The organism is uncultured Tateyamaria sp. (assembly GCF_947487805.1).
Classification (GTDB): Bacteria; Pseudomonadota; Alphaproteobacteria; order Rhodobacterales; family Rhodobacteraceae; genus Tateyamaria.
The window spans coordinates 122,060-148,276 of record NZ_CANKXW010000008.1; the positions used below are offsets into that span (position 1 = coordinate 122,060).

A 26,217-nucleotide genomic window follows, 5' to 3' on the forward strand; every position below is an offset into this window, starting at 1 on the left:
CATGACCACCGAAGTCCGCGTGCCCACCCTGGGCGAAAGCGTCACCGAAGCCACCGTCGCAACCTGGTTCAAGAAACCCGGCGACAGCGTGGCGGTTGATGAAATGCTCTGCGAGCTGGAGACCGACAAGGTCACCGTCGAAGTGCCCAGCCCCGTGGCTGGCACGCTTGGCGACATCATCGCCGCCGAAGGTGACACGGTGGGTGTCGATGCCCTTCTGGCCACGATCTCCGAAGGGGCCAGCGCCGATACGCCCGCCGCCGATCCCGCCCCTGCGCCAGCGGCCGCCGAAGCACCCGCCGCGGGCGGCGACAGCGTCGACGTCATGGTGCCGACCTTGGGTGAAAGCGTGACCGAGGCCACGGTGAGCACATGGTTCAAGGCCGTGGGCGACAGCGTGGCGCAGGATGAAATGCTCTGCGAGCTGGAGACAGACAAGGTCAGCGTCGAAGTGCCCGCCCCCGCCGCCGGTGTGCTGGCCGAAATCACGGCCCCCGAGGGGACAACGGTGGATGCCACTGCCAAACTGGCGGTGATCTCGTCCTCTGGCGCAGTGCCCGCCGCGACCGAAGGCAACCCGGAGCCCACGAGCAACTATGAAACGCCGCCCGCCGGCGCGGGCCGGTCGGATGTCGAGGACGCCCCCGCTGCGAAAAAGGCAATGGCCGAGGCAGGCATCAGCCGCGATGCGGTCACTGGATCTGGCCGCGACGGCCGCGTGATGAAAGACGACGTGGCCAAGGCCGTCGCAGCAGCACGCTCGGCCCCGCCGCCTGCGGCGAGCGCGCCCGCCCCGCGTGCCCCGGTTGCCGCAGATGACGCCGCGCGCGAGGAGCGGGTGAAGATGACGCGCCTGCGTCAGACCATCGCCAAGCGTCTGAAGGACAGCCAGAACACCGCCGCGATGCTCACCACCTACAACGAGGTCGACATGACCGAGGTGATGGCCCTGCGCAACGAATACAAGGACCTGTTCCTGAAGAAGCACGGGGTCAAACTGGGCTTCATGTCCTTCTTCACCAAGGCCTGTGTGCACGCGCTGAAAGAAGTGCCGGAGGTGAATGCCGAGATTGACGGCACCGACATCGTCTACAAGAACTTTGTCCACATGGGCATCGCTGCGGGCACGCCCACGGGCCTCGTGGTGCCGGTGATCCGCGACGCGGACGCGATGAGCTTTGCCGCCATCGAAAAGGCCATCGCCGAAAAAGGCGCCCGCGCGCGCGACGGAAAGCTGTCGATGGCCGAGATGCAGGGTGGTACCTTCACGATCTCCAATGGTGGCGTCTACGGCTCGCTCATGTCCTCGCCCATCCTGAACCCGCCGCAGTCGGGTATCCTCGGCATGCACAAGATCCAGGACCGTCCCATGGCCATCGGCGGCCAGGTGGTGATCCGCCCGATGATGTATCTGGCGCTCAGCTATGACCACCGCATCGTGGACGGCAAGGGGGCGGTGACGTTCCTCGTGCGGGTCAAGGAAGCGCTGGAGGATCCGCGGCGGTTGTTGATGGATTTGTAAAAGGAACCTGTTTGTGAGCAATGAGCGTATATTTTCGTCATTTGGGCATTACTGGCGTCGGGATTTGGTCGATTGGGATGAACACAGCGCACCAATTAGTGGTTGCTTAACCCGGCATTCGATCACACCCGACATCAATATCCGCCGACAGAAAGGTATCTACGTCCTTTGGGACAATCAGCGACGTCCGGTGTATGTTGGACAGGTTGGAAAAGGTAAAACTCCTTCAAGAACGTTTTTTGCCCGGTTAAAGGAGCATCTTACTGGGCAAATTTCGGATCGTTGGACCCATTTTTCTTGGTTCGGCATACTGCCATACGACGAGAAGGGACATGCTTCTGCCGACATCGAAGCCGAGATCGCGGGTGTTTCTTTCGAGACCGGACTCAACCAGCTTGAAGCGATTCTAATGTCGGTTATTGAACCGCCATTTAATTCGAAAGGTCCTCAATGGGCTGGTGCAGCTCAATACTATCAGTGGAGCGAATACGAGGATGTCACTTTGGATGATGTGTACAGCGAAGTCAAAAAACTTAGAAAACAGATCAAGAAAAGTAATGTGTAAAATGAGCGGCGAGGCATGACCCCAGAACTCACCTACCTCACCTACGCAGTCATCCTCCTGATCGCCCACACCATCCTTCAGGCGACCTTCTCTGACCTGTCCAAAGGGCTCGGCTGGGCGCTCGGCCCACAGGATGAACCGCGCGACCAGAACGTGATCGCTGGCCGCATTCAGCGTGCCCTCAAGAACTACCTCGAAACCCTGCCCGCCTTCATCGCTCTGGCGCTGATGCTCAAGGTCACCGACCTTGGCACGGCAACCACCGCCACCGGCGCGGCCCTGTGGTTCTGGGCCCGCGTCGCCTACATCCCCGCCTATGCGTCCGGCATTCCCATGCTCCGCTCCCTCGCGTGGTTCGCCTCGCTGGGCGGTCTGGCCATGATGCTCCTGCCTCTGCTGTGACCCGCGCCGCCGCATATGCCCGCGCCATCGCCGCGCGCCGTGCCTTTCGGCTGCCGGGCTATCCCACGTTGGCCGAAGCGGGGTTTGACGGCGACTATGTCTCGCCCATCCAGATGACGTCCGGCAACCTCACCGGCCCGCTCTTGATGTCCAAGGACTGGCTCGACGCGCCCTCGGCAGAGGCCCACAAGGCCCAGCTGAAACGAACCGGATACCTGCCGAACATCCCCTACAACAAGGTGATCGACCGGGTCCTGCGTTTGCTGAACCTCACCCGTGCCGACATCTACATCACGCCTGTCTTCCACCTGCTGACGCCCAAACGCTCCAGCACGATCCCCGCCGCCCACGCGCGCGCCAGCTTTGACGCCATCGGACGGCACGAACTCATGGGCCGCCGCCCCGTGGCGCTGGGACAGGACAGCGCGCGGGTGCTGGCACATTTCAACATCGACCACATCGCGGCCCCGCATCCCTCTGCCCGTATCGGGAGCTATGACCACCGCGCCCAAGCCATCGCCCGGGCGGTGCGCGCCGCATGACCGCCGAACTCACCGCCCTTACCCTTGCGGCCCTGCTGCAAACCGCCCAATTCTACCTGATGGCAATTCCCACCAATATCGAATTGCCCCAAGGCAAGACCCTGTCTCCGCGCGACCGCGCCCGCCTTGGCGGCGACATTCAGGATCAGGTCTCGCCCAAAACCGCCCGCCTGATCCGCGCCTGGGAAAACCACTTCGAAAGCCTGGCCCTCTTTGCCATCGCCTGCACCGTCATCGCGATCTCGGACCAGTCAACCCCGCTCACCGCCGCCTGCGCCTATATCTACGTCGCCGCACGCGTCGCCTATATCCCCGCCTACTATTTCGGCCTCGTCCCCTGGCGGTCGCTGATCTGGTACACAGGCTTTACCGCCACAACCGTCATGCTCATCTCCGCACTTCTTTAACCTTCCTTTCGCACCAAATACCTCGGGGGACGGCCAAAGGCCGGGGGGCAGCGCCCCCGCCCCACACCAACAAAAAGGACCACACCCATGGCCTCATACGACGTGATCATCATCGGCTCCGGCCCCGGCGGCTATGTCTGCGCCATCCGCTGCGCGCAGCTGGGCCTGAAAACCGCCTGTGTCGAAGGGCGCGAGACGCTGGGCGGCACCTGCCTGAACGTGGGCTGCATCCCCTCCAAGGCGCTCCTGCACGCCTCCCACATGCTGCACGAGGCCGAGCACAATTTTGCCGCCATGGGTCTCAAGGGCAAATCGCCTTCGGTCGACTGGAAACAGATGCTGGCCTATAAATCCGACACCATCGGGCAGAACACCAAGGGTGTCGAATTCTTGTTCAAGAAGAACAAGGTCGACTGGCTCAAGGGCTGGGGCTCCATCCCCGAGGCGGGCAAGGTCAAGGTTGGCGACGAGGTCCACGAGGCCAAGAACATCATCGTGGCTTCCGGCTCCGAAGTGGCGACATTGCCCGGTGTCGAGATCGACGAAAAGGTGGTGGTCAGCTCGACCGGCGCGTTGGAACTGGGCAAGATCCCCAAGAAGATGGTGGTGATCGGCGCGGGCGTGATCGGGCTTGAGCTTGGCTCGGTCTACAGCCGTCTGGGATCAGAAGTGCAGGTGATCGAGTTCCTCGACGCCGTGACCCCCGGCATGGACGCCGAGGTGCAGCGCCAGTTCCAGAAGATCATGACCAAGCAGGGCCTCGGCTTTACCATGGGTGCCGCCGTCCAGTCGGTCGAGGCGACCAAGACCAAGGCTAAGGTCACCTACAAGCTGCGCAAGGATGACAGCGAACACACCGTTGACGCGGACGTTGTGTTGGTCGCGACGGGCCGCAAGCCGTTCACCGACGGGCTGGGGCTGGACGCGCTGGGAGTCGAGATGACCAAGCGCGGACAGATCGCCGTCGACGCCCACTGGCAGACCAACGTGCCGGGCATCTACGCCATCGGCGATGTGATCGAGGGGCCGATGCTGGCCCACAAGGCCGAGGACGAGGGCATGGCCGTCGCGGACACCATCGCGGGCAAACATGGGCATGTGAACTATGGTGTGATCCCCGGCGTGATCTACACCCACCCCGAGGTCGCCAATGTCGGCGCCACCGAAGAGACGCTGAAAGATGCAGGCCACGCTTACAAGGTCGGCAAGTTCAGCTTTATGGGCAATGGCCGGGCCAAGGCGAACTTTGCCGCCGACGGCTTTGTCAAAATTCTGGCGGATGCGGAAACCGACCGCATTCTGGGTGCGCATATCATCGGCCCCGGCGCGGGGGATCTGATCCACGAGGTCTGTGTGGCGATGGAATTTGGCGCATCGGCCGAGGATCTGGCGCTGACCTGTCACGCCCACCCGACCTATTCCGAAGCGGTGCGCGAAGCCGCTTTGGCCTGCGGTCTGGGACCGATCCACAGCTGATCCCGACCGCCCAAAACAGCAATCTGTCCCCGCGGGGACAGATTATGTTAAATTACCACATGCGCGGTTTGGCGTATTCGGGGTAGTTGCGGTCGTACTCTGCCCCGCCGTCGACACCGTTCGACATATCCGCCAGGATCTGGCCCACCGTAGGCAGGTCCGCGCCATCCTCGCGCGCCCACAGGTCCGACCGCATCAGCGCCTTGGCGCACTGGGTATAGACCTCGCGCACCTCGAACAGGATCACGGTTGCGGGCAGCTTGTCGCCCTTGGCAAAGCCGGCGCGCAGATCGTCATCCGTTGTCAACCGCGCGTGACCGTTCACACGCACGGTCGTGTTCGTCCCCCGCGCCATGAACAGCAGCGCCGCGCGCCCGTCCGCCACGATATCGCGCAGACAGTCCAGCCGGTTGTTGCCGCGCCAGTCGGGCATGGCCAGCATGTGTGGGCTGTCCACCCGCACGACCGGGCCGTCATCGCCACGGGGCGAGGCATGCACCCCATCGGGGCCCACGGTGCTGAGCACACAGAAACGCGCGCCCTCGATCCATGTCCGATAAAGCGGCGTCAGATGGTCCGCGACCTTGCGGATCGAAGCCGCGACGGGTGCGGGATAGAGCGCCTCGAGCGCGGCGATGTCGTCAACGTAGTGCATCGGGGTCGAACCCTCCTTCGCGCATGAGGTCATTGGACCGGGTCTCGACCGTCTCTTCGAGGTGGGCGAGGAAGGCGTCGCGCTCCATGCCTTCGGGCATCGCGGGCAGAAATTCGACAATCGCGGTACCGGGCCGGCGGATGATGCCTTTGCGGGGCCAGAAGATGCCGACATTCGTGGCCACCGGCACGCAGGGCTGGCCCAATTGTTCATAAAGGATCGCGGTGCCGACCTTGTAAGGCGCCTTGACCCCCGGTGCCACGCGGGTGCCCTGGGAATAGATGATCAGCTGGCCGGGCGATGCGCGCCCCGCCTCTACATCTGCCACCATCTTGCCAATGGCCGCGCCGCGCTTGCCGCGTTCGACCGGCACACATTCCAGCCGTTTGGCATACAGGCCGATGATCGGTGTCCAGAGGATCTCGCGCTTCATGATGAATTTTGCGGATGGCAGCGCGGTAAAGATCATCATGATGTCGAGGAACGACTGGTGCTTGGCCGCGATCAGCACCTCGCCTTCGGGCACTGGGCCGCGCACCTCGGCCTTGATCCCCACCATCCAGCGCATCGACCAGAACACATAGCGGCTGTAGGTCTTGCAGGCCGCGCGCGCGCCGCGTTTGCTGACGATGGCATAGGGGGCAAAGACGACGCCGATCACGAGCATCGCCAGATAGATCTGGCCGACGAAAATAAGCGACCGCAAGTATTGGATCATGTCAGTGTCCTCAGGGCCCGGTCGGCGGCAAAGGCCGTGGCCAGCAGCGCAACCAGCGCCGAAATGAAGGGCAGGAAAAGCGGCACAAGCCACCCCGCGCCCTGAAACCCGATCCCGGTCAGAAAGCCCGGCCCGTCCCCGCCCGACGGCAGCAGCCACACCGCCAGCAGACCGATGGCGACGCCCGCCGCTGACCCCGCGAGCGCGCGCAGGGTGAACCGGCGGACAAAGGCCTGTGCGATATAGCTGTCGGTCGCGCCCACCAGCCGCAGCACGGCCACGACCTGCGCATTGGCGGCAAGGGCGGCGTTGGCGGCAAGTGTCACCATGGCGGCCACCGCGCCGAGGATCAGCAGCGCCACGACCCAGCCCAACAGGCGCAGCCGTTGGGCCGCCGACACAAGAGGCGCGCGCCATCGCCCGTGATCGTCCAGCACCGCGCCCGGCACCTCGGCGGCAAGCCGCAGGCGCAGCCCGGTCGCGTCAAAACCCTGCGAGGTGGCCACGATTTCAATAAGGCGCGGCACCGGCAGGCTGTCCAGTGGCAGATCCTGTCCGAACCAGGGCGCAAGCAGGGCCTGCTGTTCCTCGTCTGTCAGCGCGCGGGCCGAGGCGATGCCCGGCGTCGTCGACAGCACCTGAAGCGCGGCGGTGGTCTGGATCGCGCGCTGGTCTTCGGGGGCGACGATGCGGATGGTCGCGGTGCGGGCCAGTTCATCCCCCCACCGTTGGGCCAGGCGGCCGCTGGCCAGTGACAGAGCCAGCGCAAACACCGCCAGAAAGGCCATCGCACCGGATGCAAACACCGTCAGCTGCGCGGTAAAGCCCGTAGGCGGCACCACCCGGTCCGCGTGCCGGTCACCGCGCAGGAGCGCGCGCAGGGTCGCGAGATCAAAGGTCACAGATCCGCCCCCGCAAGCTGCACGCGGCGGTTCGAAATCCGCAGCACCCGCGCCTGCACCTGCGCCTTGGCGGCGCGGATCAGTGACAAGTCGTGGGTGGCTATCAGCACGGTCTTGCCCATTCGGTTGAGTTCGACCAGCAGCGTCAGGAGCCGTTGCGACATGTCCCAGTCGACATTGCCCGTGGGTTCATCCGCCAGCACCACGTCCGGTGACATGATCACGGCGCGCGCCAGTGCCGCGCGCTGGCGTTCCCCGCCCGACAGCTCCGGCGGCAGCGCATGGGCGCGGTTCGTCAGACCCACCCACGCCATCAGTTCCCCCAGATCGGGGCCTGCGGCCTCGGCGTGGCGGCCCGACACGGTCAGCGGCAGCGCCACGTTGTCGGACACCGACAGATGATCGAGGAACTGCACGTCCTGATGCACCACGCCCACCTTGCGCCGGACCATGGCCACGTCGTCGCGTTCGAGCGTGCGCACATCCGCCTGAAACAGCCGCACGTGCCCCGCCGTGGGCAAAAGCGCGCCGTAGCACAGCTTGAGCAGCGTCGTCTTGCCCGCGCCCGAGGGGCCGGTCAGGAAATGGAACGACCCCGGCGCCAGCTTGACGGAAATATCCGACAACAGCTCGCCTCCGCCGTAACTGTAGGCCACATTTTCAAGCTCGATCACGCCTGCCCCCGCTCTTGGCACCTGTTGTGCCTCAGCATCAGGCAGGTTTCAATCGATATGCCCGTCCGGGCGATGTGCAGTTATGACTTTTCTGCCCAATCGGTACAACATATGGTGACACTCAAAACCGAGGCAGGACCACTGATGCGGCTGATTTGTCCGAATTGCGATGCGCAATACGAGGTTGTGGATGACGTCATCCCCACCGAAGGGCGTGATGTGCAATGTTCGAACTGTGGCCAGACGTGGTTTCAGCACCATCCCGACCACATGCCAGAGGAAGAGGACAGCGCCGGTTTGCCGGATGATCTGGCCGAACCGGATGACACCCCCGCCGAGGAGGAGGAGCGCGCGCCTGCCCCCGCGCCGCAGCGGCGCGAGCTGGACCCGTCGGTCGCGGATATCCTGCGCCAGGAGGCGGAGGTGGAGCAAAAGGCCCGCGCCCAGGCTGCCGAAGCGCTGGAGAGCCAGCCGGAGTTGGGGCTTGAGGCCACCGAGTCGGATGCAGAACGCCGCGCCCGCGAGGCCCGCGAGCGGATGGCGCGGATGCGCGGCGAAGAGCCTGCGCCCAGCCAGGTGTCCGAAGAGGCGGCGACCGCGGCGGCCATCGGCTCACGCCGCGACCTGCTGCCCGATATCGAAGAGATCAACTCCACCCTGCGGTCGGCCAGCGACCGGCAGAGTGGCGGCGCTCAGGGGGACGTGGCCGAACCGACGCTGGCCGCGATGCCGGCCAAGCGCAGCGGGTTCCGGCGTGGGTTCATGCTGACGGTGCTGATCGCGGTGATCCTGTGCGCGGTTTATGTTTTTGCGCCACAGATCGCGCAGGCGGTGCCGCAGGTGGACCCGTATCTGAGCGGGTTTGTGGCGCAAGTCGACAGTGCGCGCGGCTGGCTGGACGGTCAGGTCAGATCGATCCTGCAAGCGCTGGATCAGGCGGCCGCCCCTGAGGGCGACGGCTGAGGCTAGAACCGGTCCAGCAACCGCTTGAGGTAGTCGAGTTCCACGTCGGGGCGCTCGCCCTCGCCCGAGCGGCGGCGGATTTCGTCCAGCAGATCACGCGCCCGGCGATAGACATCCTCGCCCTGCAACAGCCCTTCTTCGGTGCCGACAGAGCCGTTTGATCCGGGATCGCGGCCCAGCGGGTCACGCGCGTCGGCGCGGCGGTCGGATTCGGACAGCCCCTGTCCCTGCTGACTGTTCTGGGCCTCTTGCTGCATCGCCTCGCCCAGTGCGCGCATCCCCTCGCGGAGCGCCTCCATCGCCTGGCTCTGGTTGTCGATGGCACCGGCGAAATCGTCCTGGCGCAGCGCCTGTTCGGCCCCGTCCATGGCGCGGCCCGCGCGGTCAAGCGCATCGCGGGCGGCGTCGCCTTCGGGCGTGCCGGCACCGGGCAGGCTACCCTGCTGGCGACGCAACTCGTCGCGCAGCGCCTGCTGGCGGTCGGCCAGCGACTGTTCGCCCTGACCGCCATTGCCGTCCTGCTGACCGCCTTCGCCGCCCTGCTGGCCGTCGCTTTCCTCGCCTTGGCCTTCGCCGCCCTGACTGTGCTGGTTGCCACGGCCCTGACCGCCATTGCGGCCTTCGTTGCCTTGATTTTCACCGGCCTGCGCGCCGGGGTTGAACTGTTCCTGCAAGTCGCGGAACGCCTGATCGCTCAGGCCCTGCTGTTCACGCAGCGTGTCGGCAAGCCCTTCCATGGCCTGTTCACCGGGGCTTTGGCCGCCCTGACCTTCACCTTGGGTCACGCGCATGTTTTCGAGCATTTCCTGAAGCTCTTGCAGCGCCTGTTCGGCTTCGGCCATGCGGCCCTGTTCCATCAGTTCCTGGATACGGTCCATCATCCGTTGCAGATCGTCCTGGTTCATCTGCATCTGGTTCTGGTTGCCGGACTGCTGCCCGTCTTCGTCGTTGTTCTGGTTGTCCAGCTCGGCCTGCCGCGACAGTTGCCGCATATAGTCATCGGTGGCGCGGCGCAGCTCGCGCATCAGCTCTTCGATTTCGGCGGGGCTGGCGCCGTCGCGCATGGCCTGGTTCAGCCGTTCCTTGGCGCGGCGCAGGCGTTCCAGCGCGCTGGACAGGTCGCCTTCTTCGATGGCGAGGGCCAGGTCCCAGAGGTCACGGGCAATGTCGTCCTGCTGTTCGTCCGTCAGGCCGTAGCTGGCGAGCGTTTCGAGGCGGTTTACCGCACGGCGCAGGCGCAGCTGATCGACTTCGGTGCGGAAGACATCGTCGGGGCGGTGGGCCACGGCGCGCAGGATCTGCGCGACACGGGTCGCATTGTCGCGCGACCACAGGAGGTCGCGGCGCTGTTCGATGACGGCGGCCGCCAGCGGGTCAAAGAAGCGCCGCCCCGGCAGGATGATGGCGCGGGGTGCTGTTTCGGATTGCTGTTCGGCCGCGTCGAGAACGCTGAGCACCACGGTCACGGGCAGGTTGGCCCATGGGTGTTCCGAGAAATCCTCGATCAGCGATTCCTCGAACCGGGCGCGGTTGCCTGCGATGGGCATGGGCAGCGGGATGGTCAGGGTCGGACGGCTCTCGGGCGGGGTGGCCAGCCCGTGGCGCCGGTCGACGGCCTCTAGGTTGAGGGCGATGCGCGCCTCGCCCGCTTCGACGCCATAGTCGTCGGAGGCCGTGAACGGCAGCGACATCTCGCCCAGCGCGTCCGCGTCCGGGTCGTTCAGGATCGCCACCTTCGGCGCGTCATCCGGCAGCACGGCCACGGACCACGTGCGCCCGCCGGGGCCATTGATCGTGATCTCGCCCGACTGCACGACGGTGAAGTCCTGTTCGGACGCCGAGGCAGGCGGCAATTCACCCGCCCGGCCCGAGACGGTTTCGGCCACGGTCAGCGCACCCACTTCGCCATAGAGGCGCAGGGTGATCAGGCTGCCTGCGGGCACTTCGAGCGGGCCTTCGGCGATGTCGTTGAGATAGATGGTGGGCCGCCCGGTGTAGCGCGGGCTTTCGGCCCATCCCTCCCACACGGGGCCGGTGGCAAGGTCTGCGCCCGCGCCCGGTGTCATGGTGGCGACGGAGCCCACGCGCCAGACCGAGCCAAAGATCAGCGCCACGGCAAAGATCAGCGCCGCCACATAGCGCAGGGCGTAAGGGTCGCGGCGCGCGATGCGCAGGTCCGCCGGGACGGGCCGTGCCGCGGCGGCGCGTTCGGCCATGCGGGACTGGTGCGCGCGCCAGACAGCCGTGGATGCGGCATCGGCGTCTCCCACGGCCTGCGTGTCCATCAGCGCCTGAAGCGGGCGTCCGGGCAGGGTTTCATCGAGCCGCACCAGTGCCGCTGCCCGCGTAGGCAGGCGGAACCGCGCAAAGGCATAGATCAGGGCGGCAAGCGCCGCGAGGGCGGCAATGACGGCGGCGGCCCAGACGACCTCGACAATCACGCTGTCTTGCAGGCCCAGCATCAGCACGGCAAAGACCGCCAGCACCACGGTGACCAGCGGCCATGTGGCCTGCCACAACGCTTCGGCGCACATACCCACACGGGTCCAGAACAATGGCCAGCGCACCGCGTTCAACCCGCGCCGCACGTCGTGTTTGGAAAAACTGGCCATCTCTCGCGTCCCTTGCCGGTGGCGCAGGGCACACCATAGCGCCCAAAGCGGTCACATGGCCCCGACGGGTCAGAGCCATTCGGGAATGGTATCTCGATTTATGATTTCGTCAAAGGTCGGACGTGGGCGGATCACCGCGTATTGATCGCCATGGACCAAAACCTCGGGAATGAGGGGGCGGGTGTTGTATTCACTGCTCATTACCGCGCCATATGCGCCCGCAGACCGGAAGGCGACGAGGTCTCCGGCGGCCAGCGCGGGCATCATCCGCCCCTTGGCAAAGGTGTCACCGGATTCGCAGACCGGGCCCACGATGTCGTAAGGCACCTGATCCGCGCCCGGTGCCGGTTCGACCACCGGCACGATATCGTGGTGGGCGTCGTACATGGCCGGGCGGATCAGGTCGTTCATCGCGCCGTCGAGGATGAGGAAATCGCGGTCTTCGCCGGATTTTACATAGATCACTTCGGATACCATCAGCCCTGCGTTCCCGGCGATCAGGCGGCCCGGTTCGATCTCGATCTCGCAGCCGAGGTGGCCCACGGTGCGTTCGATCAGCGCGCCGTAATCGGTAGGCAGCGGCGGGGCCTCGTTCGAGCGGGCGTAGGGGATGCCCAGACCGCCGCCCAGATCGAGCCGTTTGATCGTGTGACCGTCGGCGCGCAGGGTCCCGGTCAGCTCGGCCACTTTTTGATAGGCCAGTTCGAACGGGGCCAGGTCGGTCAACTGGCTGCCGATATGGACGTCGATGCCGATCACCTCGAGATGTTCGAGCGACGCCGCCAGCGCATAGACCTCGCGGGCGCGGGAGATCGGGATGCCGAACTTGTTCTCGGATTTGCCGGTGGCGATCTTGGCGTGGGTCTTGGCATCGACATCGGGGTTCACGCGGATGGTGATGGGCGCGCGCACGCCGACCTCGCCCGCGACGCGGTTCAGCACCGCCATCTCGGGCTCGCTCTCGACGTTGAACTGGCGGATGCCGCCGGTCAGAGCCATGCGGATTTCGTCCGCCGTCTTGCCCACGCCCGAAAACACGATCCGGTCGCCCGGCACACCGGCAGCGCGCGCGCGGGCATATTCGCCGCCCGACACCACGTCCATGCCCGCCCCGGCCTGCGCCAGCGTCTTGAGGATCGCCTGATTGCTGGCGGCCTTCATCGCGTAGCAGACAAGGTGGTCCATGCCGGACAGCGCCTCGTCAAAGAGGGTGAAGTGGCGCAGCAGCGTGGCGGTGGAATAGACATAGAACGGCGTACCGACCGCCGCCGCAATGTCGGCGATGGGCACGTCTTCGGCATAAAGGGCGCCGTCGCGGTAAAGAAAATGGTCCATGCCCCGCCAATAGCGGGCAACACGGACCTGTTCAATCAGGACTTGGCGGCTTTGGCCGACTGGCGGGCGCGGAAGGTGTTCACCCGGCCCCGCAGGATCGCCTCTGACCGGGCGGCTGCGGCGTCAAAGCGTGGCATGAAGCGGTCGTTGCGGATGCCTTGGCCCGCAGCCAGTTGCCACAAGACGTGGAACGGGTTGTCGTTGCATTCGATGATCACCGGCCCGTCGGGACCCACCGCAATGTCCCAGCCGACAAGGCCGAATTCCGGGAACAGGCCGTGGGCGCGCGTGGCGGTGTCGATGACCTTGTCCCAGTGCGGGATCTGGTGGCCTGCAAAGGGCAGTTGCGTGACCGGGTGGTGGTCCAGCCATTCGGCCGCCGGGCCCGAGCCGATATTGCACCGGCGCACCTGTCCGCTGTCGTCGTCGATCAACGCGACCATGCTGCCCGATTGCCAGAAGTTGTCGGACATCGCGCGGGGCGACGGGATTTTCCACACCGTATAAAGCGGCGCGATGCCGGTGTCATCGCGCGTGGTGACCACGCGCAATGTGCCCACGGCGGCGCCTGTCATGGCGGCCATGTCGGCATGTTGCTGGACGGCGGATTGCAGGATGAACCCCTCGGGGTAGTCGTCCACGATCTCGGTCGCAAAGGCGGCAAGGTCGATCATCTGCCCCTTTGCCAGGCGCAGCATGTCGCCCTCGCGCCCTTCGATCAGGGCGGACCCGACACTGCCCGCGCCCTCGCAGGGTTTGGCAAAGAGCGGATAGACCGCGTCATCGCGCAGGAAAGCCACGACATCGTCCACGGAGCGCAGCACTGGCAGGTCGCCAAACATGCGATCTGCGTGCACCACCGCCTGCGTGTCCGTGGTCGCAAAACCCAGTTGCCGCAAAAGCGCGGTATACATCACCTTGTCCCGCAAAAAAGCGCGCGTGCCGGTCAGCGCCATCGGAGAGGCGGCGACGTTCAGCTCGTAACTGCCGATCTTGCCGACATAGGTTTTCTTTTCCGCGACAGTCAGATCCGGGGCATAGGCGCCGGTCGAGACATATTCGTGGCTGGCCAGCTTGCCCGGCCCCCAGCGCAGCATCATCATTTCGCGCAACTGGCGCAGCGGGCCGATGCCGAACTGGCGGGCGATGGCCACCATCGTTTCGGCGGCGGCAGGCGTGGGATCCTGCGGTGCGGCGAGGAGGCCTTTGGTCGCGATCTCCATCAGGATGTTCCCTTTTGGATCCGGGTTACCTGTGCCTTTTGGCGCGCGATCACCTTGTCCCAGAACGGGGCGAGGCCGTCATCCATCAGACCGGTATTGGCCGCCATCTGATAGAGCATGTGCGATGGGTTGTCGTTGCATTCCAGTACCTTGGGGCCGTCCGCGGTGACCGCGATGTCGAACCCGCAGATGCCGAATTCGGGGAACACCGCGTGGGCGTCCTGCGCGATTTTCAGGGTTTCGGCCCAGAATGGCAGGGACACGCCGACGATGGGCGCGCCCGAGACGGGGTGATCGGCCAGCCGTTCGGCCTTGAGACCCGTGCCGCGCACGCATGTCAGGACCTCACCGCTGTGCAGGTCGACATGGGCCAAAAGGCTGCCGTCTTGCCAGAAGTTGTCGGACATCGCGGCAGGCGCGGGCAGTTTCCAAACCGCGTAGGCGGGCGAGGGGCCGGTGCCGTCATTCACGGTCACGATGCGCACGCAGCCGATGGACGGCCCCGCGATGGCAGCCATGTCGGGATGCGGGTCGAGCGCTGTTTGCATCAGGAAGCCACCGGGATAGCGGTCCATGACCTCGGCGGCAAAAGCGGCGACATCCTGGGTGCGGCCATTGGCCAGCCGCAGCGTGTCACCCTCGCAGCCATCAATCCGTACGGACCCTTCGGACAGCGAGCCGTGATGCGGCTTGCCAAAGAGGGGGTAGATCGCATCCTGGCGCAGAAAGCGGGCGATGTCGTCCGCGGTGCGCAGGATCGGCAATTGGCCCGCGTCGCGGAACTTGCTGACCAGCGCCTGTGTGGTCGAAGTGGCGATGCCAAGCTGCGTGAGCAGCTGGGTATAGAGCAGCTTGTTGCCCACAAAGGCGCGCGTCGGCACGGCCACGGGCGGGTTCATCGCGGTGTTGATGGCGTTGATCCCGGCCTGCCCGAGAAAGGCCCGCTTGGCCGTTGGCGCGATGGCGGTGTCAAAGAGGCGCAGCGCGTAATATTCCGGCCCGCTCAGTTTCTGGACGCCGCGGCGCATGGAAAAGATGTCGCGCATCTGGCGCAGCGGGCTGACCCCGAATTGCTGTGCGACCTGGACGATCATCGGCGCTTCGGCCTTTTTCGCCGCACCCGGTCCATCGAGAAGCGCCCCTTTGGGTGCCTGAATGCCTGTATCTGTCATAGCGTTGCCCCGCGTTTTGATACCCATTTGTGCTGGGCTCATGGCATACGGGGCAAAAATGGCAACAATTGGGCGTGATTGTTTCCGGTTTGGCTAAAGTCTTAGGTAACCGGGCGGGAGCGCAGAAAGAGATAGAGCGGCAGGCCGCAGCTGACCCCGATGCAGAAGGTGGCGGGGATCGCGACAAGGGCCAGCCAGTTGCGCCGCGCCATCGTTTCGGAGACGATCCAGATGGTCAGGGCCAGTGCGGCGATGGTCAGGTCCCAGACCAGCCCGCTGGTCGCGGCATTGACGTGCCAGGCGTCGACCATGGCCATGATGTCATAGCTGTTTTCGTTGAACCACGTGATGAAGTAATATATCGGGTGGATCGCGCCCCAGATCGCGAGGGCAAGGTAGATCACGCGCACCGGGGCCATGGATCAGAACACCCCGACGCCGACGGTCAGCGGCCCCTTGGTCACGCCGACGGTTGCGCCCGCGTTCACGCCGCCCGACCCGATGCCGACGTTGATCGCCCCGTGGGGTTTGACGGGTTCACCGTCCACGCCACAGGCGGCGAGGGCCAGCACGGACAAGAGGCAGAGGGCACGGATCATGACAACAGGTCCTTCCAGCGGGCAATCTGTGTGCGCACCTGGTCCGGTGCGGTTCCGCCATAAGATGTACGCGATGCGACGGAATTTTCCACGCCCAAAACGTCGAACACGCTGTCGGTGATGCCGTCATGGGCGGATTTCATCTGATCCAGCGTCAGGTCGGGCAGGTCGCAGCCCTGCTGTTCGGCCAGTGCCACGAGGCTGCCGGTGATGTGGTGGGCGTCCCGGAAGGGCAGGCCCAGCACGCGCACCAGCCAGTCGGCCAAATCCGTGGCGGTGGAAAAGCCAGACCCCGCGGCGGCGGCGAGATGCGCACGGTTCGCGGTCATATCGCGCACCATCCCGTCCATCGCCGCCAGCGCCAGCATCCAGTTGTCGGCGGCGTCAAAGACCTGTTCCTTGTCTTCCTGCATGTCCTTGGAATAGGCGAGCGGCAGCCCCTTCATCACCATCATCAGCGCGGTGTTGGCACCAAAGATGCGGCCCACCTTGGCGCGGATCAGCTCGGCCGCATCCGGGTTTTTCTTCTGCGGCATGATGGATGAGCCGGTCGAGAACCGGTCGGACAGGGTGACAAAGCGGAACTGGGCCGAGGACCAGATCACGAGTTCCTCGGCAAAGCGGCTGAGGTGCATGGCGCAGATGCTGGCCACGTTCAGGAATTCGAGGGCAAAGTCGCGGTCGCTGACTGCATCGAGGCTGTTGGCGGCGGGCCGGTCGAAACCCAGCGCCTCTGCGGTCATGTGCCGGTCGATGGGAAAGGACGTGCCCGCCAATGCCGCCGCCCCAAGGGGGCTTTCGTTCATCCGGGTGCGGGCGTCCCGCACGCGGCTGAGGTCACGCCCGAACATTTCGACATAGGCCATCATGTGGTGGCCCCACGTCACGGGCTGTGCGGTTTGCAGGTGTGTAAAGCCGGGCATGACCCACGCGGCCCCCGCCTCTGCCTGCTCCAGCAATGCACCGATCAGCGACACGAGCGCACCGTCTGCGGCGTCCAGTTGATCACGCACCCAGAGTTTGAAATCGGTGGCAACCTGGTCATTGCGGCTGCGCCCGGTGTGCAGGCGGCCCGCCGGTTCGCCGATGACCTCCTTGAGGCGCGCCTCGACGTTCATGTGGATGTCTTCGAGGGCGGTCGAAAAGGCGAAATCGCCCGCTTCGATTTCTGACAAGACCGTGAGCAGCCCTTCCCGGATCGCGTCGACATCCTTAGTGTCCACAATGCCGGTGGCGCCCAACATGGCGGCATGGGCGCGCGAGCCTGCGATGTCCTGGGACGCCATGCGCTGGTCAAATCCGATCGAGGCATTAATTGCCTCCATGATCGCATCTGGCCCGGCGGCAAAGCGCCCGCCCCACATCGCATTTGCGGATTTGTCGGTCATAAACGTGCCCACCCAAGGAAGTGACATGAAAAAGATTGTTATCGCAGCCCTCTACATGGCCCTGACCGTGGGTGCAATTCCCGCACATGCCGACACCGACGCCGCCATCGCCGCGCGGACGGGCGATATGAAGAAACTGGTCTTTCACGGCACGCCCGAGGCCGTGTCCACCGTGGCCTATGATCTGGCCGATGGGGCGGGCACCGGCACGCTGGCCGATTACGAAGGCAAGCACATCCTGGTGAATTTCTGGGCCACGTGGTGCGCGCCCTGCCGGCACGAGATGCCGATGTTGGCCGAATTGCAAACCGAACTGGGCGGGGATGCGTTCGAGGTGGTGACCATTGCCACCGGGCGCAACAATCCGGCGGCCATCGTCAAATTCTTTGACGAGATCGGCGTCAACAACCTGCCGCGCCATCAGGACCCGAAACAGAAGCTGGCCGCGCAGATGGGGATTTTTGGCCTGCCGATCACGGTTCTGATCGACCCCGAGGGGCGGGAAATCGCGCGGCTGCGCGGGGATGCGGATTGGTCCTCAGACAGCGCCAAGGCGGTCATCACCGCCCTGATCGGTGCCGAAGGCTAGATCACCTGCTAGGCCGCGTGCCGCAGGATCGCCGCCTCGCTGGCGCTGAGGTTGCGGCGGGCATAGGTGCCGTAGACATGCGGATCGAGTTCCAACGCCGGCATCTGACCAAGCAGCCGCATCCGATCCTCGTCCGCCAGTGAGGACAGGGGCGCGTTTGCGGGGTGGAAGCTCTCTGTTTCGACGCCATTGGCGCGCAGGATCTCGTGACGCGCCAAGAGAAGGTGCACATAGGTCACCTCGCGCGCCTTGAGGTCGACGGTGATCGTGTCGCCGTTGATCAGATCCTTGGCTGCCACCAGAACTTCGGGTGCGTTGAACAGGTCGCGGGCCACCGCCCCCTGCACCAGCATCCGGTGTTCAGGAGAGACGACCAGTTCCTGATCGGGGCGTTCGATGCCCAGCGCACCGGCGGCAAAGCGCACGGGCCGCAGGCGCGGCATCGCAAAAAGGCGCGCGCCGGTCATTCGGCGGCTGCCGATCCACAGGATATCCTGTGCGCCGCTGTCCTTGGTCGAGACGCGGTCGCCTTCGCGCAGATCCTCGATCCGGCGGGCACCGTCCGGCGTGTCGATCATCGTACCGGGTGTGAAACAGATCACCCCGCCCGCGTTGGGGCCGATCGCGTCGCCCGTGGCCACATTCAAAGTATGGTGCACCACCCAAAGATCCGAATTGCGCGGCGGAATTTCGTCGAGAAACATCAAAAGCGGAGGCGCACCACGCCCCACTTCGATCAGGGTCACGGTGTAGCTTTTGGCCCCGTCCGTCACCACGAAGCTGCAGTCCTTGAGAAGCGTGTCGTCATCGATGTCGGGCGCGTCCAACGGTGTGTTGTCCATTGCCGCACCGACCAACCGGTGTACCATGCGCGCCGCACGTTTGCGGATCGCTTCTGTTCCGTCTGCCATGTCCAACCGCAACAGGTTCTGCGGACCGTCAACACGCACGGCGTCCCCACGCCATGCCCATGACGCACCAACAGTCAGTGACTGCACGGGCGCGGCCTCGAGACCGTCCACTTCTGTTTGCGACCAGGAGATGACAAACGTGCCACGAAAGCCCGTTTCCATTGCCTGTATGCCTGCCTTGTCTTTTTTTATTAACGATAGGTTAACAAATGAAGTTTCACCTGTGAAGTCCGGAATTGTGTCAGATTCCAGTAGGTTGCAGGTGTTTTCTCAGGTAAAACAGGGAAAAGTTGACGCAAACAGAATACACGTAAGCCGAGAATTTGCTTGAGCCGTGACCAATTGGTCACAGGTCTCGCCGCTCAGAAGGCAACCTTGAATCGGACCGATCCGACGATTTGGCCCTCGCTCTGGCCTTCGAATTCCTCGCCCAGATAGGTGAGGCCGTAAAAACCGGTGATGCCCGCCGGGCTTTGCCACATGACCCCGGCCCGCACGCGTTCGCGGCTATCTTCGAGAACGACGCCGCTGGAGGCGGGGAGGAATTCGCTGTCGCTGACGGCGGCCACGTCAGCGCCCATCACGATGCTGTAGCCCGTCCAGTCGCCCTGCACCGCGCGATATCTCTGGCCGGTCACGCTGTCGCGGACGAGCAACTCGCCTTGGCCCAGCGCGCCAAAGGTCAGGTCGACGCCTGCACGCAGCAGCGTTTCATTGCCCGCGCGCGCCTCGACAAAGGGGCGGATCGTGGTGCTGTCGGACAGGGTAAAGCTCTGGCCCATTTCAAGCACGGCGGTGGGATTGATTGCATTGCCGATTTGCGCGGCCCGCACAGCGTCCGACGGGCGGACAATGTTGAACGTGTCGTGGAACAGGTCCTGAAATTCATCCAGATGGGTTTGCGGCCCGAGGAACACCAGATCGCCGCCCACGGCAAATTCGGTGCGGCCACGCTGAAAGTGCGTATGCAGCCCGACCGAGATCGCACCGGCATAGGGGCGGTCGCCGGGCAGCGGGCTGCGGATGTCATCGGGGGCGAGGATTTCAGCACCGAGGCGCAGTTCGAGCAGTTGACCAAAACCGGCAGGGGCCTGCCCTTGCCATTCCGGTCCCCAGACACGCGATGATTGCAGCCCACCGGTACGCCACCGGTCCTGCCCGTCGCCGAAGAAGTCATTGGTGATCAGACGTCCGTAGCCAAGACGCTGACGGTCCTGTGCATCGGCCGGGGTCGCAAGGCACGCCGCTGTCAGCAGCGCCACCGTCAAAAATCGAAACATCAGGCATTCCTGATCCAGAGTGCCCCCCCGGGCATCTGACCCCTAACCCATCGTCGACCGATTTGCCTAGTGCCGATCCGCCACATCTTTGAATTCTTGCGCGGCCTGTGTGGTCCGGGCGGCGTCCGGTGACGGTTTATTGTGCGGACCCTGCCGGTAATGGATCACGATCAACACCACGCCCGCCGCAAAAGCAGGGCCGAACACGGCCGCCGATTTGAACAGGATCAAAAGGGTGATGACCGGGCGCAGCACGAATTCCCACATTGCGAGCCGGTGTCGGTCAAAGCCGTTCAGCACGCTCGAGATCAGGTAAAGCGCCAGCGCAAGGCGCACCAGCAGCAGGGCCAGCCCGCCCCAGTCGAGGGTTCCGTCATAGCCGGGCAGATAGGGCGACCCGCCCCCCCCACTGGCCGCAGGATCCAGCACTGCCTGTTCGATCAGCAATAGTTCGGGATACATCGCGAAGACGAACGGGATAAAGAAGATCACGAAGCCGGATTTCACGGCAGAGACGCCGGTGGCCATTGCGTCGGCGCGGGTGATGGACGCCGCAGCAAAGGCCGCGACAGCCACGGGCGGTGTGATGGCGCTGGCCACGGCGAAGTAGAAGATGAACATGTGCGCGGTGAAGAGCGAGAGGCCAAGCCCCGCCAGAACCGGCCCCATGAGCAGCGCGACATTCACATAGGCTGGCACTGCGGGCATCCCCATACCCAGCAGGATCGCGATCAGCATCGTGACGGCCAACGCAGTCAACTGAACGACCACGGACCCGTCCTGCCCGAGGTTGAGCGTTTGCAGCCAGCTGAGCACGTCAAGCGAGATGAAATTGGGCAGGCCCGTGAAAGACAGACAGAAGTCGATCACCGACACGGCGAGGAACATCAGGTACAGGGTCGACACGAGGACCCCGGCGCCGGACAGGCCGTCGACGATCTTGCGCGGTTTTGCACGGACCGCGGGGTCAAGAAACAGTAGCGCCAGCAGCAGGATCACGGCCCACCAGCCCGCGCTGCCTGCATCACCGGCGGCGTTCTGCCAGATCTGCTGGATCCAGGACAGGGAGGTCGCCTGGCACCCTGTGCCGGAGAACACGCGTTCCGCCCCGAGAAGACCGCCGAACAAGCCACATCCGACGCCCTCCTTGCTGGACACAAGAAGGGCGAGGATCAGGAGGATCGGCGCAAAGATCATGGCGAGGTTCAGGATGTCCTGCCGGGTGATCCGCATGTCGTCGGTGATCTCACCGATGGCGGTGATGCCCTGTTTGCGCGCCTGAAAGACGACCGACAGAAACAGGCAGAAGAAATAGGCCGCAGCGGGCAGGATGGCCGCCACGATGACTTCGGAATAGGGCACCACGGTCAACGCCGCGAGAACAAAGGCCGCCACGCCCATGACCGGTGGCATGATCGAGCCACCCGAGGAGGCCGCTGCCTCGACCCCACCGGCAAAGGTGGCGTTAAAGCCGCGCCGGAGCATCATAGGGATCGTCAGCACCCCGGTGGAGAGCACATTGACGATGGGCCCGCCCGAAATGGTGCCGAACATCGCAGACGACACGATGGCGGCGTGTGCGGGCCCACCGCGCAGGCGGCGCGTCCAGCGAAAGGCCAGCTTGATCAGTGATTGCCCCCCAGCAGACGCACCAAAGAGCGAACCCAGCACAAGGTAGGGAAAGATCGTGTTCAGCATGATATCGAGGAATCGCCCCAACAGCCCGGACGCGTTGTTGACGAGGATGTCGTGCACTTTGGGGCGGCCATCCGACAAAAGCCGCGGTTCGCCCGCCAGCTTGGTCATCAGGTACTTGTTGATGTCGTCGGGGCCATGGACATACCAGACCAGCACCGTGGCGATCGTGTAGAGCGCGATGACAAGCGCTACGATGACCAGCGGCAGGCCCCAGACCTTGACGTTGTAGGCGAGGAAAACAAGGATCGTGACGCCCATGATCGCGACCAGCCAGCCACCGGTGGTGGCCACGCATTGCGGGTCTTCGACCGTTGTGGGCGCGGGCAGTCCGTAGAGCTCTGCGATTTCGGTTTCGCGCGCCAGCGTTTCGGCCAAAAGGCGAGCGCGTTCGCCGGTGATCTGATCGATCAGGCAGATGGATTCGATTTCTACCACGTAGGTCAGCGAAATTGTCAGCGCCGCGAGGACAAGGGCGGCATCCATCGCGAACCCTGCCATGCGCCTGCCCTGCCCCCGGTCGGACCATGCCGCCCAAACAGAGTGCTTGAGTGCGACGCAGATCATCATCGCGGCAAAGGCCAGCGGATAATACCATTCGGTCGGGTATTTGCGGATCGTGATCCAGTCGAGACCGGTCAGCGATTGCAGCCCCGCATCCAGCCCCGGAATGCCCGGTGTCGCATTGGCAAGCCCCACCAGCACGATGGCCACCGACAGCGCATAGAGCAGCCGGGTGCGCGCCGTCGCATCTGGATTGTGGTCGAGATCAGACATCCGTTGCTCCGGGTGGGGTCAGGCGGGCGGCGCATGTGCTGCGCCACCCGGTCGTTCAGATATGCGTCAGGGTTTGGCACAATCCGGCAGGGTATACCCCGCCTCTTCCCACGCGCGGACGGCACCGGGGTGGTATTTGACAGGAACGGCACCGCACATGCCGGTAAAGGCAAGGTCGGTTTCCCCCAGCCAGGAGGCATTCATCATCGGCGTTTTGGCGCGGATATCATCCAACCCCTCGATCAGGCTCTTGGTGAGTTGATAGGCCAGCTCTTCGTCCATGGTGGTGCTGACGACCTCGCCGCCCACTTCGGCGATGCCGCGGAACGTGTCGTCCTCGGATTTGATGGTGATGTTCGGACCGAACATGCCCTGTTCAAGCGGGATCGACACGCCGGCGGTGCCGGGCGCCTTGATGTATTTCTGGACCCCCTCGCTTTCGTAGGCCGCCTTGGGCATCGAAAATGCCACAATGCTGCCCGCCGCTGCGGCCTGGCTCAGGCGTCCGTCGGGGAAATTGGTGGGCAGGATCTGGGCGTCGGCGGCCCCTTCGGTGATCGTTCTGACCGCTTGGCCCCAGTTGACCTGGATGCCGGTATAGCCGTCCCCATCATCCAGTCCGGTCGCCAGTTTGATGCTGGCCCGCGCCCGGTTCAAAGCAGCACCGCGCGGGGGGCCATTGTAGATTGTCGCCCCTTCGATTGCGTCCCATCCGCTAAAGCCGCTGCTTTCAAAGGCCGACAGCGTGTAAGTGCCGAAACGGTACGTGTAGAGCACCGACAGGTTCGACGCCAACTCGGCCCCCTTTTCCGCACCAAGTGCCGCATATGGGCCAAGGCCCTTGGACATCAGGAACGCCAGCAGAAACGGTGCGGCGGCGATATCGGTGCTGCCTTCGGCCACGTTTTGCAACGAATTGGTCAGGGTCTGGCCTGTGGCCACCTGAATATTGGCGACCCCGGCGGCCTGTGCCACCTCGCCCAGGCCCAGAACAGTGACGCCCGGCACCGCGAGCGGCGAGGCGGTCTCTGCCGTCAGGTTGGATTGGGCGGCGGCCCCGTTGGCCATCACCAGCGCCGCAAGGGCGCCTGCGAATTTCGTGAATTTGGACATTGTTTCCTCCCAGAAGTCCTCAGGGTTTTTTACCCGCTTTTTAGGTGCTGCGGCATCGGCAAGCCGTCCGCAGCAAGTTCGTCCTTGTTCCAATAGCCGATGACGATGCCGGGCGGCTCGCGCTCGTCTGTCATCTGTTCAATGGTCGCCGAAGATCGGGTGATGCGCGTGTGGTGTTGGCGCGTCCATTCAAAGTGACGTGCCTGCATCTGTGCGACCCGATCGGCGTGGTCCGGATCGCCGCCCAGATCGTGCAATTCGTCCGGGTCGATTTCCAGATCAAAGAGCATGGGCCGCATCGCTTCGACATGGATGTATTTCCACCGGCCGTCGAAAAGCATCACGAGACGGGCGTCGCGTTCATCCACGCCCACGTCCCGGCGCGCGTCGCGGGTGGAATAGTCGTATTCCGACACCACCACGTCGCGCCATTCCCCACCCTGCCCGGTCAGCAGCGGCATCAGGGACCGCCCTTCGATCACGTGCGGTTTGGCCTGTCCGCCAAAGAATTCGAGGAAGGTCGGGGCAAGGTCGATCCCCTCGACCAATGCATCCGTTCGTGTGCCGCGGGTTGCATCCGCGGTCGCGCGCGGATCATAGACAATTAAGGGGATCCGTGCGGAACAGTCGTAAAACAGGTCTTTTTCGCCCAGCCCGTGATCGCCCATATTGTCGCCGTGATCCGAGCAGAACACGATCATCGTGTCCTGCATCCGCCCGCTGGTTTCGAGGTAATCAAAGAGGCGGCCCAGGTTGTCGTCGAGCTCCTTGATTAAGCCCATATAGACGGGGGCCACCGTGTCGCGCACGTGATCGCGGGCAAAGCTTTGGCAGATGCGGGTGTTGGCCCAGGACTGCATCAGCGGGTGGCTGTGTTCGCCGTCGCGCCGGACCACAGGCGGCAGGTCATCGGCGGAATACATGTCATTGTAGGGCGCGGGCGCGAGATAGGGCCAGTGCGGCTTGATATAGCTGAGATGGCACAGCCATGGTTTGGTCGGGTCCTGCGCCTCGACGAATTCGATGCCGCGGGTGGTCAGCCACGCCGTTTCGGAATGTTCCTTAGGCACACGTGCCGCCAGTGGTGCGCTTTCCAGCAGCCAGCCGCTTTGCGCCGTGCCGTCCGGTCCTATGGCGGTGTTGGCCCATTCTTCCCACGGGTTGTCGCCGTCCATGCCGTGGCTGCGCAGATAGGCGTCGTAATCCTCGGCGTGGCGATTCTTGTCATACGAAGAGTTGGTGCCGTCATCCCGCACGAACACCTCAAACCCGCACTGGCTGACCAAGGCGCCGATCGTGCTTTGTGGTGCGATGCCCAGCCGTTTCATCCCTTCTGCGTCGGGGCGCATATGCGTTTTGCCGACCAGCGTGGAGGTGACGCCGATATCGCGCAGATGATCGCCCAATGTGGGCTCGCCCACGCGCAAGGGAAAGCCGTTCCATGTCGCACCATGGCTGCGCACGTAACGGCCGGTGTAAAAGCTCATCCGGCTGGGCCCGCAGATGGGCGATTGCACATAGCATCTGTCGAACCGGACACCGCGCGCGGCAAGGCGGTCAAGGTTGGGGGTGTCCAGATGCGTCGCCCCGAAACAGCTCAGGTAGTCCCAGCGCAACTGGTCCGCCATGATCCACAGGACATTCACTTGGTACTCTCTCCTCCGGTTCGGTGGCCATGTTCTGGCCAACGTCATGCGCGCCCGGTGCGGGCGTGCGTTTGGAGTGTTGCGCAGGACAACATATCAGTCCAATACTTCTTTTGCAGATCAGTGTATCATAGTGATATGTTAATAGACCCAAGACACCTCGAGCAGATCGCCGTGATCGTCGATACCGGCACGCTCCGCGAAGCGGCGGAGCAGCTGGGCACGTCCCAGCCTGCGCTGAGCCGGACGGTTCATGCGCTGGAGACGCGGCTGGAGACGACGCTGTTTGAACGCGCCAGCCGTCCGTTGCGCCCCACCGTTTTGTGCTTGGCGCTGGCAGAACAGGGCAGTGCGATCCGGACGGCGCGCATCAGGGCCGCCGAGATGGTGGGCGTCGGCGCGCGCGGCTTTTTCGGCACGCTCAAGATCGGCGCGCCCCCCTTTTTGTGCGGGCGGTTGATGAGCACGGCCATCGCGGAATTCCTGTCGGAACGTGAAAACGTGCGGATCGACCTGAGCCCGAATTATAAGGCGCAGCTGCTGGACCGGTTGAACCACAACAAGGTCGACATGATTGTCGGGCCCTCTAAATTCGTGGAGGCCGGGAATTCGGATTTCCGGGTCGAGCCGTTGTTCGAGGACACGAATGTGGTCGTCGGACGGGCCGGTCATCCGCTGCTGCAAGAGGATGAGTTTGCCGCGATCGGGTTGGAAAACACGACGTGGATTGGCCATCACGAGCACAGTGCCCTGCGGACGGACATGGAAAACGCGCTCAAGCAGTTCGGGGTTATGCGGCCGCGCATCGCGTTCCAGAGCGAATCCGCGGGCACGGTTCTCGATATCCTGCGCGCCTCCGATTTCCTGACCATCCTGCCGCGCCACGCGATCCGCAAGGATGGCAAGGACGGGCTGGCCACCGCGCGGTTGCGATTGTCCGACCATGTGCAGATCGTGAGCATCATCACCCTCGCCCAGACTGCGGAGACCAAGCTGACGCTGGATTTCAAGGAGCATCTGCGCCGTACACTCAGACGGATTGTGTGACGGT

25 protein-coding genes are annotated in these 26,217 nt (G+C 64.2%); 9 read left to right on the forward strand and 16 right to left on the reverse strand.

What is annotated here, in order from left to right:
* Nucleotide 1: 1 nt before the first annotated feature.
* From odhB to lpdA, 6 genes are all read left to right on the forward strand, one after another.
* Nucleotides 2-1,522, forward strand: a complete 1,521-nt coding sequence (gene odhB, locus Q0949_RS17365) for a 2-oxoglutarate dehydrogenase complex dihydrolipoyllysine-residue succinyltransferase (RefSeq protein ID WP_299375215.1) — start codon at nt 2-4, stop codon at nt 1,520-1,522.
* 13 nt (nt 1,523-1,535) lie between these two features.
* Nucleotides 1,536-2,087, forward strand: a complete 552-nt coding sequence (locus Q0949_RS17370; protein ID WP_299375217.1) for a GIY-YIG nuclease family protein — start codon at nt 1,536-1,538, stop codon at nt 2,085-2,087.
* Nucleotides 2,088-2,102: 15 nt separating this feature from the next.
* On the forward strand, nt 2,103-2,489 hold the full coding sequence (locus Q0949_RS17375) for an MAPEG family protein (RefSeq protein ID WP_299375219.1): 387 nt from the start codon (nt 2,103-2,105) through the stop codon (nt 2,487-2,489).
* A complete protein-coding gene (locus Q0949_RS17380; RefSeq protein WP_299375221.1) occupies nt 2,486-3,031 on the forward strand; it encodes a hypothetical protein in 546 nt (181 codons plus the stop codon). Before Q0949_RS17375 ends, Q0949_RS17380 begins: the two co-directional genes overlap by 4 nt.
* Nucleotides 3,028-3,438, forward strand: coding sequence for an MAPEG family protein (locus Q0949_RS17385; protein ID WP_299375223.1), 411 nt, complete (start codon nt 3,028-3,030; stop codon nt 3,436-3,438). Before Q0949_RS17380 ends, Q0949_RS17385 begins: the two co-directional genes overlap by 4 nt.
* Before the next feature lie 87 nt (nt 3,439-3,525).
* Entirely contained in the window at nt 3,526-4,914 is a 1,389-nt protein-coding gene (lpdA, locus tag Q0949_RS17390) for a dihydrolipoyl dehydrogenase (RefSeq protein WP_299375225.1), read from the forward strand.
* Between the two features lie 52 nt (nt 4,915-4,966).
* Here the strand turns inward: lpdA and Q0949_RS17395 are convergent, their stop codons facing one another.
* Genes Q0949_RS17395 through Q0949_RS17410 form a run of 4 tightly spaced genes read right to left on the reverse strand, consistent with a single transcriptional unit; the run spans nt 4,967 to nt 7,863 of the window.
* Nucleotides 4,967-5,569, reverse strand: a complete 603-nt coding sequence (locus Q0949_RS17395; protein WP_299375227.1) for a pyridoxamine 5'-phosphate oxidase family protein — start codon at nt 5,567-5,569, stop codon at nt 4,967-4,969.
* Nucleotides 5,556-6,287, reverse strand: a complete 732-nt coding sequence (locus Q0949_RS17400) for a lysophospholipid acyltransferase family protein (protein ID WP_299375229.1) — start codon at nt 6,285-6,287, stop codon at nt 5,556-5,558. The genes Q0949_RS17395 and Q0949_RS17400 overlap by 14 nt, the downstream gene beginning before the upstream one ends.
* Nucleotides 6,284-7,189 carry an FtsX-like permease family protein gene (locus Q0949_RS17405; protein WP_299375231.1) on the reverse strand — a complete coding sequence of 302 codons (906 nt, stop codon included), beginning with the start codon at nt 7,187-7,189 and terminating at the stop codon, nt 6,284-6,286. Before Q0949_RS17405 ends, Q0949_RS17400 begins: the two co-directional genes overlap by 4 nt.
* Nucleotides 7,186-7,863 carry an ATP-binding cassette domain-containing protein gene (locus Q0949_RS17410; RefSeq protein ID WP_299375233.1) on the reverse strand — a complete coding sequence of 226 codons (678 nt, stop codon included), beginning with the start codon at nt 7,861-7,863 and terminating at the stop codon, nt 7,186-7,188. Before Q0949_RS17410 ends, Q0949_RS17405 begins: the two co-directional genes overlap by 4 nt.
* 144 nt (nt 7,864-8,007) lie before the next feature.
* Here Q0949_RS17410 and Q0949_RS17415 point away from each other — a divergent pair, with 144 nt between their 5' ends.
* A complete protein-coding gene (locus Q0949_RS17415; protein WP_299375236.1) occupies nt 8,008-8,826 on the forward strand; it encodes a zinc-ribbon domain-containing protein in 819 nt (272 codons plus the stop codon).
* Nucleotides 8,827-8,828: 2 nt separating this feature from the next.
* On the opposite strand, the gene Q0949_RS17420 is transcribed toward Q0949_RS17415, so the two are convergent.
* The 7 genes from Q0949_RS17420 to argH form a co-directional block, all read right to left on the reverse strand.
* Complete coding sequence (locus tag Q0949_RS17420; protein ID WP_299375239.1) at nt 8,829-11,438, reverse strand: TIGR02302 family protein; 2,610 nt, start codon at nt 11,436-11,438, stop codon at nt 8,829-8,831.
* Between the two features lie 69 nt (nt 11,439-11,507).
* Nucleotides 11,508-12,773: a diaminopimelate decarboxylase gene (lysA, locus tag Q0949_RS17425; protein ID WP_299375242.1), complete on the reverse strand. Its 1,266-nt coding sequence runs from the start codon at nt 12,771-12,773 to the stop codon at nt 11,508-11,510.
* Nucleotides 12,774-12,808: 35 nt separating this feature from the next.
* A complete protein-coding gene (locus tag Q0949_RS17430) occupies nt 12,809-13,996 on the reverse strand; it encodes a sugar-transfer associated ATP-grasp domain-containing protein (protein ID WP_299375245.1) in 1,188 nt (395 codons plus the stop codon).
* A complete protein-coding gene (locus tag Q0949_RS17435) occupies nt 13,996-15,168 on the reverse strand; it encodes a sugar-transfer associated ATP-grasp domain-containing protein (protein WP_299375248.1) in 1,173 nt (390 codons plus the stop codon). Before Q0949_RS17435 ends, Q0949_RS17430 begins: the two co-directional genes overlap by 1 nt.
* A 101-nt stretch (nt 15,169-15,269) precedes the next feature.
* Complete coding sequence (locus Q0949_RS17440) at nt 15,270-15,587, reverse strand: DUF2834 domain-containing protein (RefSeq protein ID WP_299375251.1); 318 nt, start codon at nt 15,585-15,587, stop codon at nt 15,270-15,272.
* 3 nt (nt 15,588-15,590) lie between these two features.
* Nucleotides 15,591-15,767, reverse strand: a complete 177-nt coding sequence (locus Q0949_RS17445; RefSeq protein WP_299375254.1) for a hypothetical protein — start codon at nt 15,765-15,767, stop codon at nt 15,591-15,593.
* On the reverse strand, nt 15,764-17,155 hold the full coding sequence (argH, locus tag Q0949_RS17450) for an argininosuccinate lyase (protein ID WP_299375257.1): 1,392 nt from the start codon (nt 17,153-17,155) through the stop codon (nt 15,764-15,766). The genes Q0949_RS17445 and argH overlap by 4 nt, the downstream gene beginning before the upstream one ends.
* A gap of 25 nt (nt 17,156-17,180) precedes the next feature.
* Between argH and Q0949_RS17455 the strand changes: the two genes are divergently transcribed.
* Entirely contained in the window at nt 17,181-17,744 is a 564-nt protein-coding gene (locus Q0949_RS17455; protein ID WP_299375260.1) for a TlpA disulfide reductase family protein, read from the forward strand.
* Nucleotides 17,745-17,752: 8 nt separating this feature from the next.
* Here Q0949_RS17455 and Q0949_RS17460 read toward each other — a convergent pair whose 3' ends face one another.
* The 5 genes from Q0949_RS17460 to Q0949_RS17480 form a co-directional block, all read right to left on the reverse strand.
* A complete protein-coding gene (locus tag Q0949_RS17460) occupies nt 17,753-18,817 on the reverse strand; it encodes a Hint domain-containing protein (protein ID WP_299375263.1) in 1,065 nt (354 codons plus the stop codon).
* 200 nt (nt 18,818-19,017) lie between these two features.
* Nucleotides 19,018-19,935, reverse strand: a complete 918-nt coding sequence (locus Q0949_RS17465) for a lipid A-modifier LpxR family protein (RefSeq protein ID WP_299375266.1) — start codon at nt 19,933-19,935, stop codon at nt 19,018-19,020.
* 66 nt (nt 19,936-20,001) lie between these two features.
* Nucleotides 20,002-22,407 carry a TRAP transporter fused permease subunit gene (locus Q0949_RS17470; RefSeq protein WP_299375269.1) on the reverse strand — a complete coding sequence of 802 codons (2,406 nt, stop codon included), beginning with the start codon at nt 22,405-22,407 and terminating at the stop codon, nt 20,002-20,004.
* A gap of 66 nt (nt 22,408-22,473) precedes the next feature.
* Nucleotides 22,474-23,520: a TAXI family TRAP transporter solute-binding subunit gene (locus tag Q0949_RS17475; RefSeq protein ID WP_299375272.1), complete on the reverse strand. Its 1,047-nt coding sequence runs from the start codon at nt 23,518-23,520 to the stop codon at nt 22,474-22,476.
* A 29-nt stretch (nt 23,521-23,549) separates the two neighbouring features.
* On the reverse strand, nt 23,550-25,166 hold the full coding sequence (locus Q0949_RS17480; protein ID WP_366524052.1) for an alkaline phosphatase family protein: 1,617 nt from the start codon (nt 25,164-25,166) through the stop codon (nt 23,550-23,552).
* A 138-nt stretch (nt 25,167-25,304) separates the two neighbouring features.
* On the opposite strand from Q0949_RS17480, the gene Q0949_RS17485 reads away from it, so the two are divergent.
* Complete coding sequence (locus tag Q0949_RS17485) at nt 25,305-26,213, forward strand: LysR family transcriptional regulator (protein ID WP_299375278.1); 909 nt, start codon at nt 25,305-25,307, stop codon at nt 26,211-26,213.
* Nucleotides 26,214-26,217 lie beyond the last annotated feature (4 nt).

Bases quoted from the DNA above. Each gene is read 5' to 3' on its own strand.
- odhB (WP_299375215.1), top strand. From the start codon at position 2: ATGACCACCGAAGTCCGCGTGCCCACCCTGGGCGAAAGCGTCACCGAA.
- Q0949_RS17375 (WP_299375219.1), top strand. From the start codon at position 2,103: ATGACCCCAGAACTCACCTACCTCACCTACGCAGTCATCCTCCTGATC.
- Q0949_RS17385 (WP_299375223.1), top strand. From the start codon at position 3,028: ATGACCGCCGAACTCACCGCCCTTACCCTTGCGGCCCTGCTGCAAACC.
- lpdA (WP_299375225.1), top strand. From the start codon at position 3,526: ATGGCCTCATACGACGTGATCATCATCGGCTCCGGCCCCGGCGGCTAT.
- Q0949_RS17395 (WP_299375227.1), bottom strand. From the start codon at position 5,569: ATGCACTACGTTGACGACATCGCCGCGCTCGAGGCGCTCTATCCCGCA.
- Q0949_RS17400 (WP_299375229.1), bottom strand. From the start codon at position 6,287: ATGATCCAATACTTGCGGTCGCTTATTTTCGTCGGCCAGATCTATCTG.
- Q0949_RS17415 (WP_299375236.1), top strand. From the start codon at position 8,008: ATGCGGCTGATTTGTCCGAATTGCGATGCGCAATACGAGGTTGTGGAT.
- Q0949_RS17420 (WP_299375239.1), bottom strand. From the start codon at position 11,438: ATGGCCAGTTTTTCCAAACACGACGTGCGGCGCGGGTTGAACGCGGTG.
- lysA (WP_299375242.1), bottom strand. From the start codon at position 12,773: ATGGACCATTTTCTTTACCGCGACGGCGCCCTTTATGCCGAAGACGTG.
- Q0949_RS17430 (WP_299375245.1), bottom strand. From the start codon at position 13,996: ATGGAGATCGCGACCAAAGGCCTCCTCGCCGCACCGCAGGATCCCACG.
- Q0949_RS17435 (WP_299375248.1), bottom strand. From the start codon at position 15,168: ATGACAGATACAGGCATTCAGGCACCCAAAGGGGCGCTTCTCGATGGA.
- Q0949_RS17440 (WP_299375251.1), bottom strand. From the start codon at position 15,587: ATGGCCCCGGTGCGCGTGATCTACCTTGCCCTCGCGATCTGGGGCGCG.
- Q0949_RS17445 (WP_299375254.1), bottom strand. From the start codon at position 15,767: ATGATCCGTGCCCTCTGCCTCTTGTCCGTGCTGGCCCTCGCCGCCTGT.
- argH (WP_299375257.1), bottom strand. From the start codon at position 17,155: ATGACCGACAAATCCGCAAATGCGATGTGGGGCGGGCGCTTTGCCGCC.
- Q0949_RS17455 (WP_299375260.1), top strand. From the start codon at position 17,181: ATGAAAAAGATTGTTATCGCAGCCCTCTACATGGCCCTGACCGTGGGT.
- Q0949_RS17460 (WP_299375263.1), bottom strand. From the start codon at position 18,817: ATGGAAACGGGCTTTCGTGGCACGTTTGTCATCTCCTGGTCGCAAACA.
- Q0949_RS17465 (WP_299375266.1), bottom strand. From the start codon at position 19,935: ATGTTTCGATTTTTGACGGTGGCGCTGCTGACAGCGGCGTGCCTTGCG.
- Q0949_RS17470 (WP_299375269.1), bottom strand. From the start codon at position 22,407: ATGTCTGATCTCGACCACAATCCAGATGCGACGGCGCGCACCCGGCTG.
- Q0949_RS17475 (WP_299375272.1), bottom strand. From the start codon at position 23,520: ATGTCCAAATTCACGAAATTCGCAGGCGCCCTTGCGGCGCTGGTGATG.
- Q0949_RS17485 (WP_299375278.1), top strand. From the start codon at position 25,305: ATGTTAATAGACCCAAGACACCTCGAGCAGATCGCCGTGATCGTCGAT.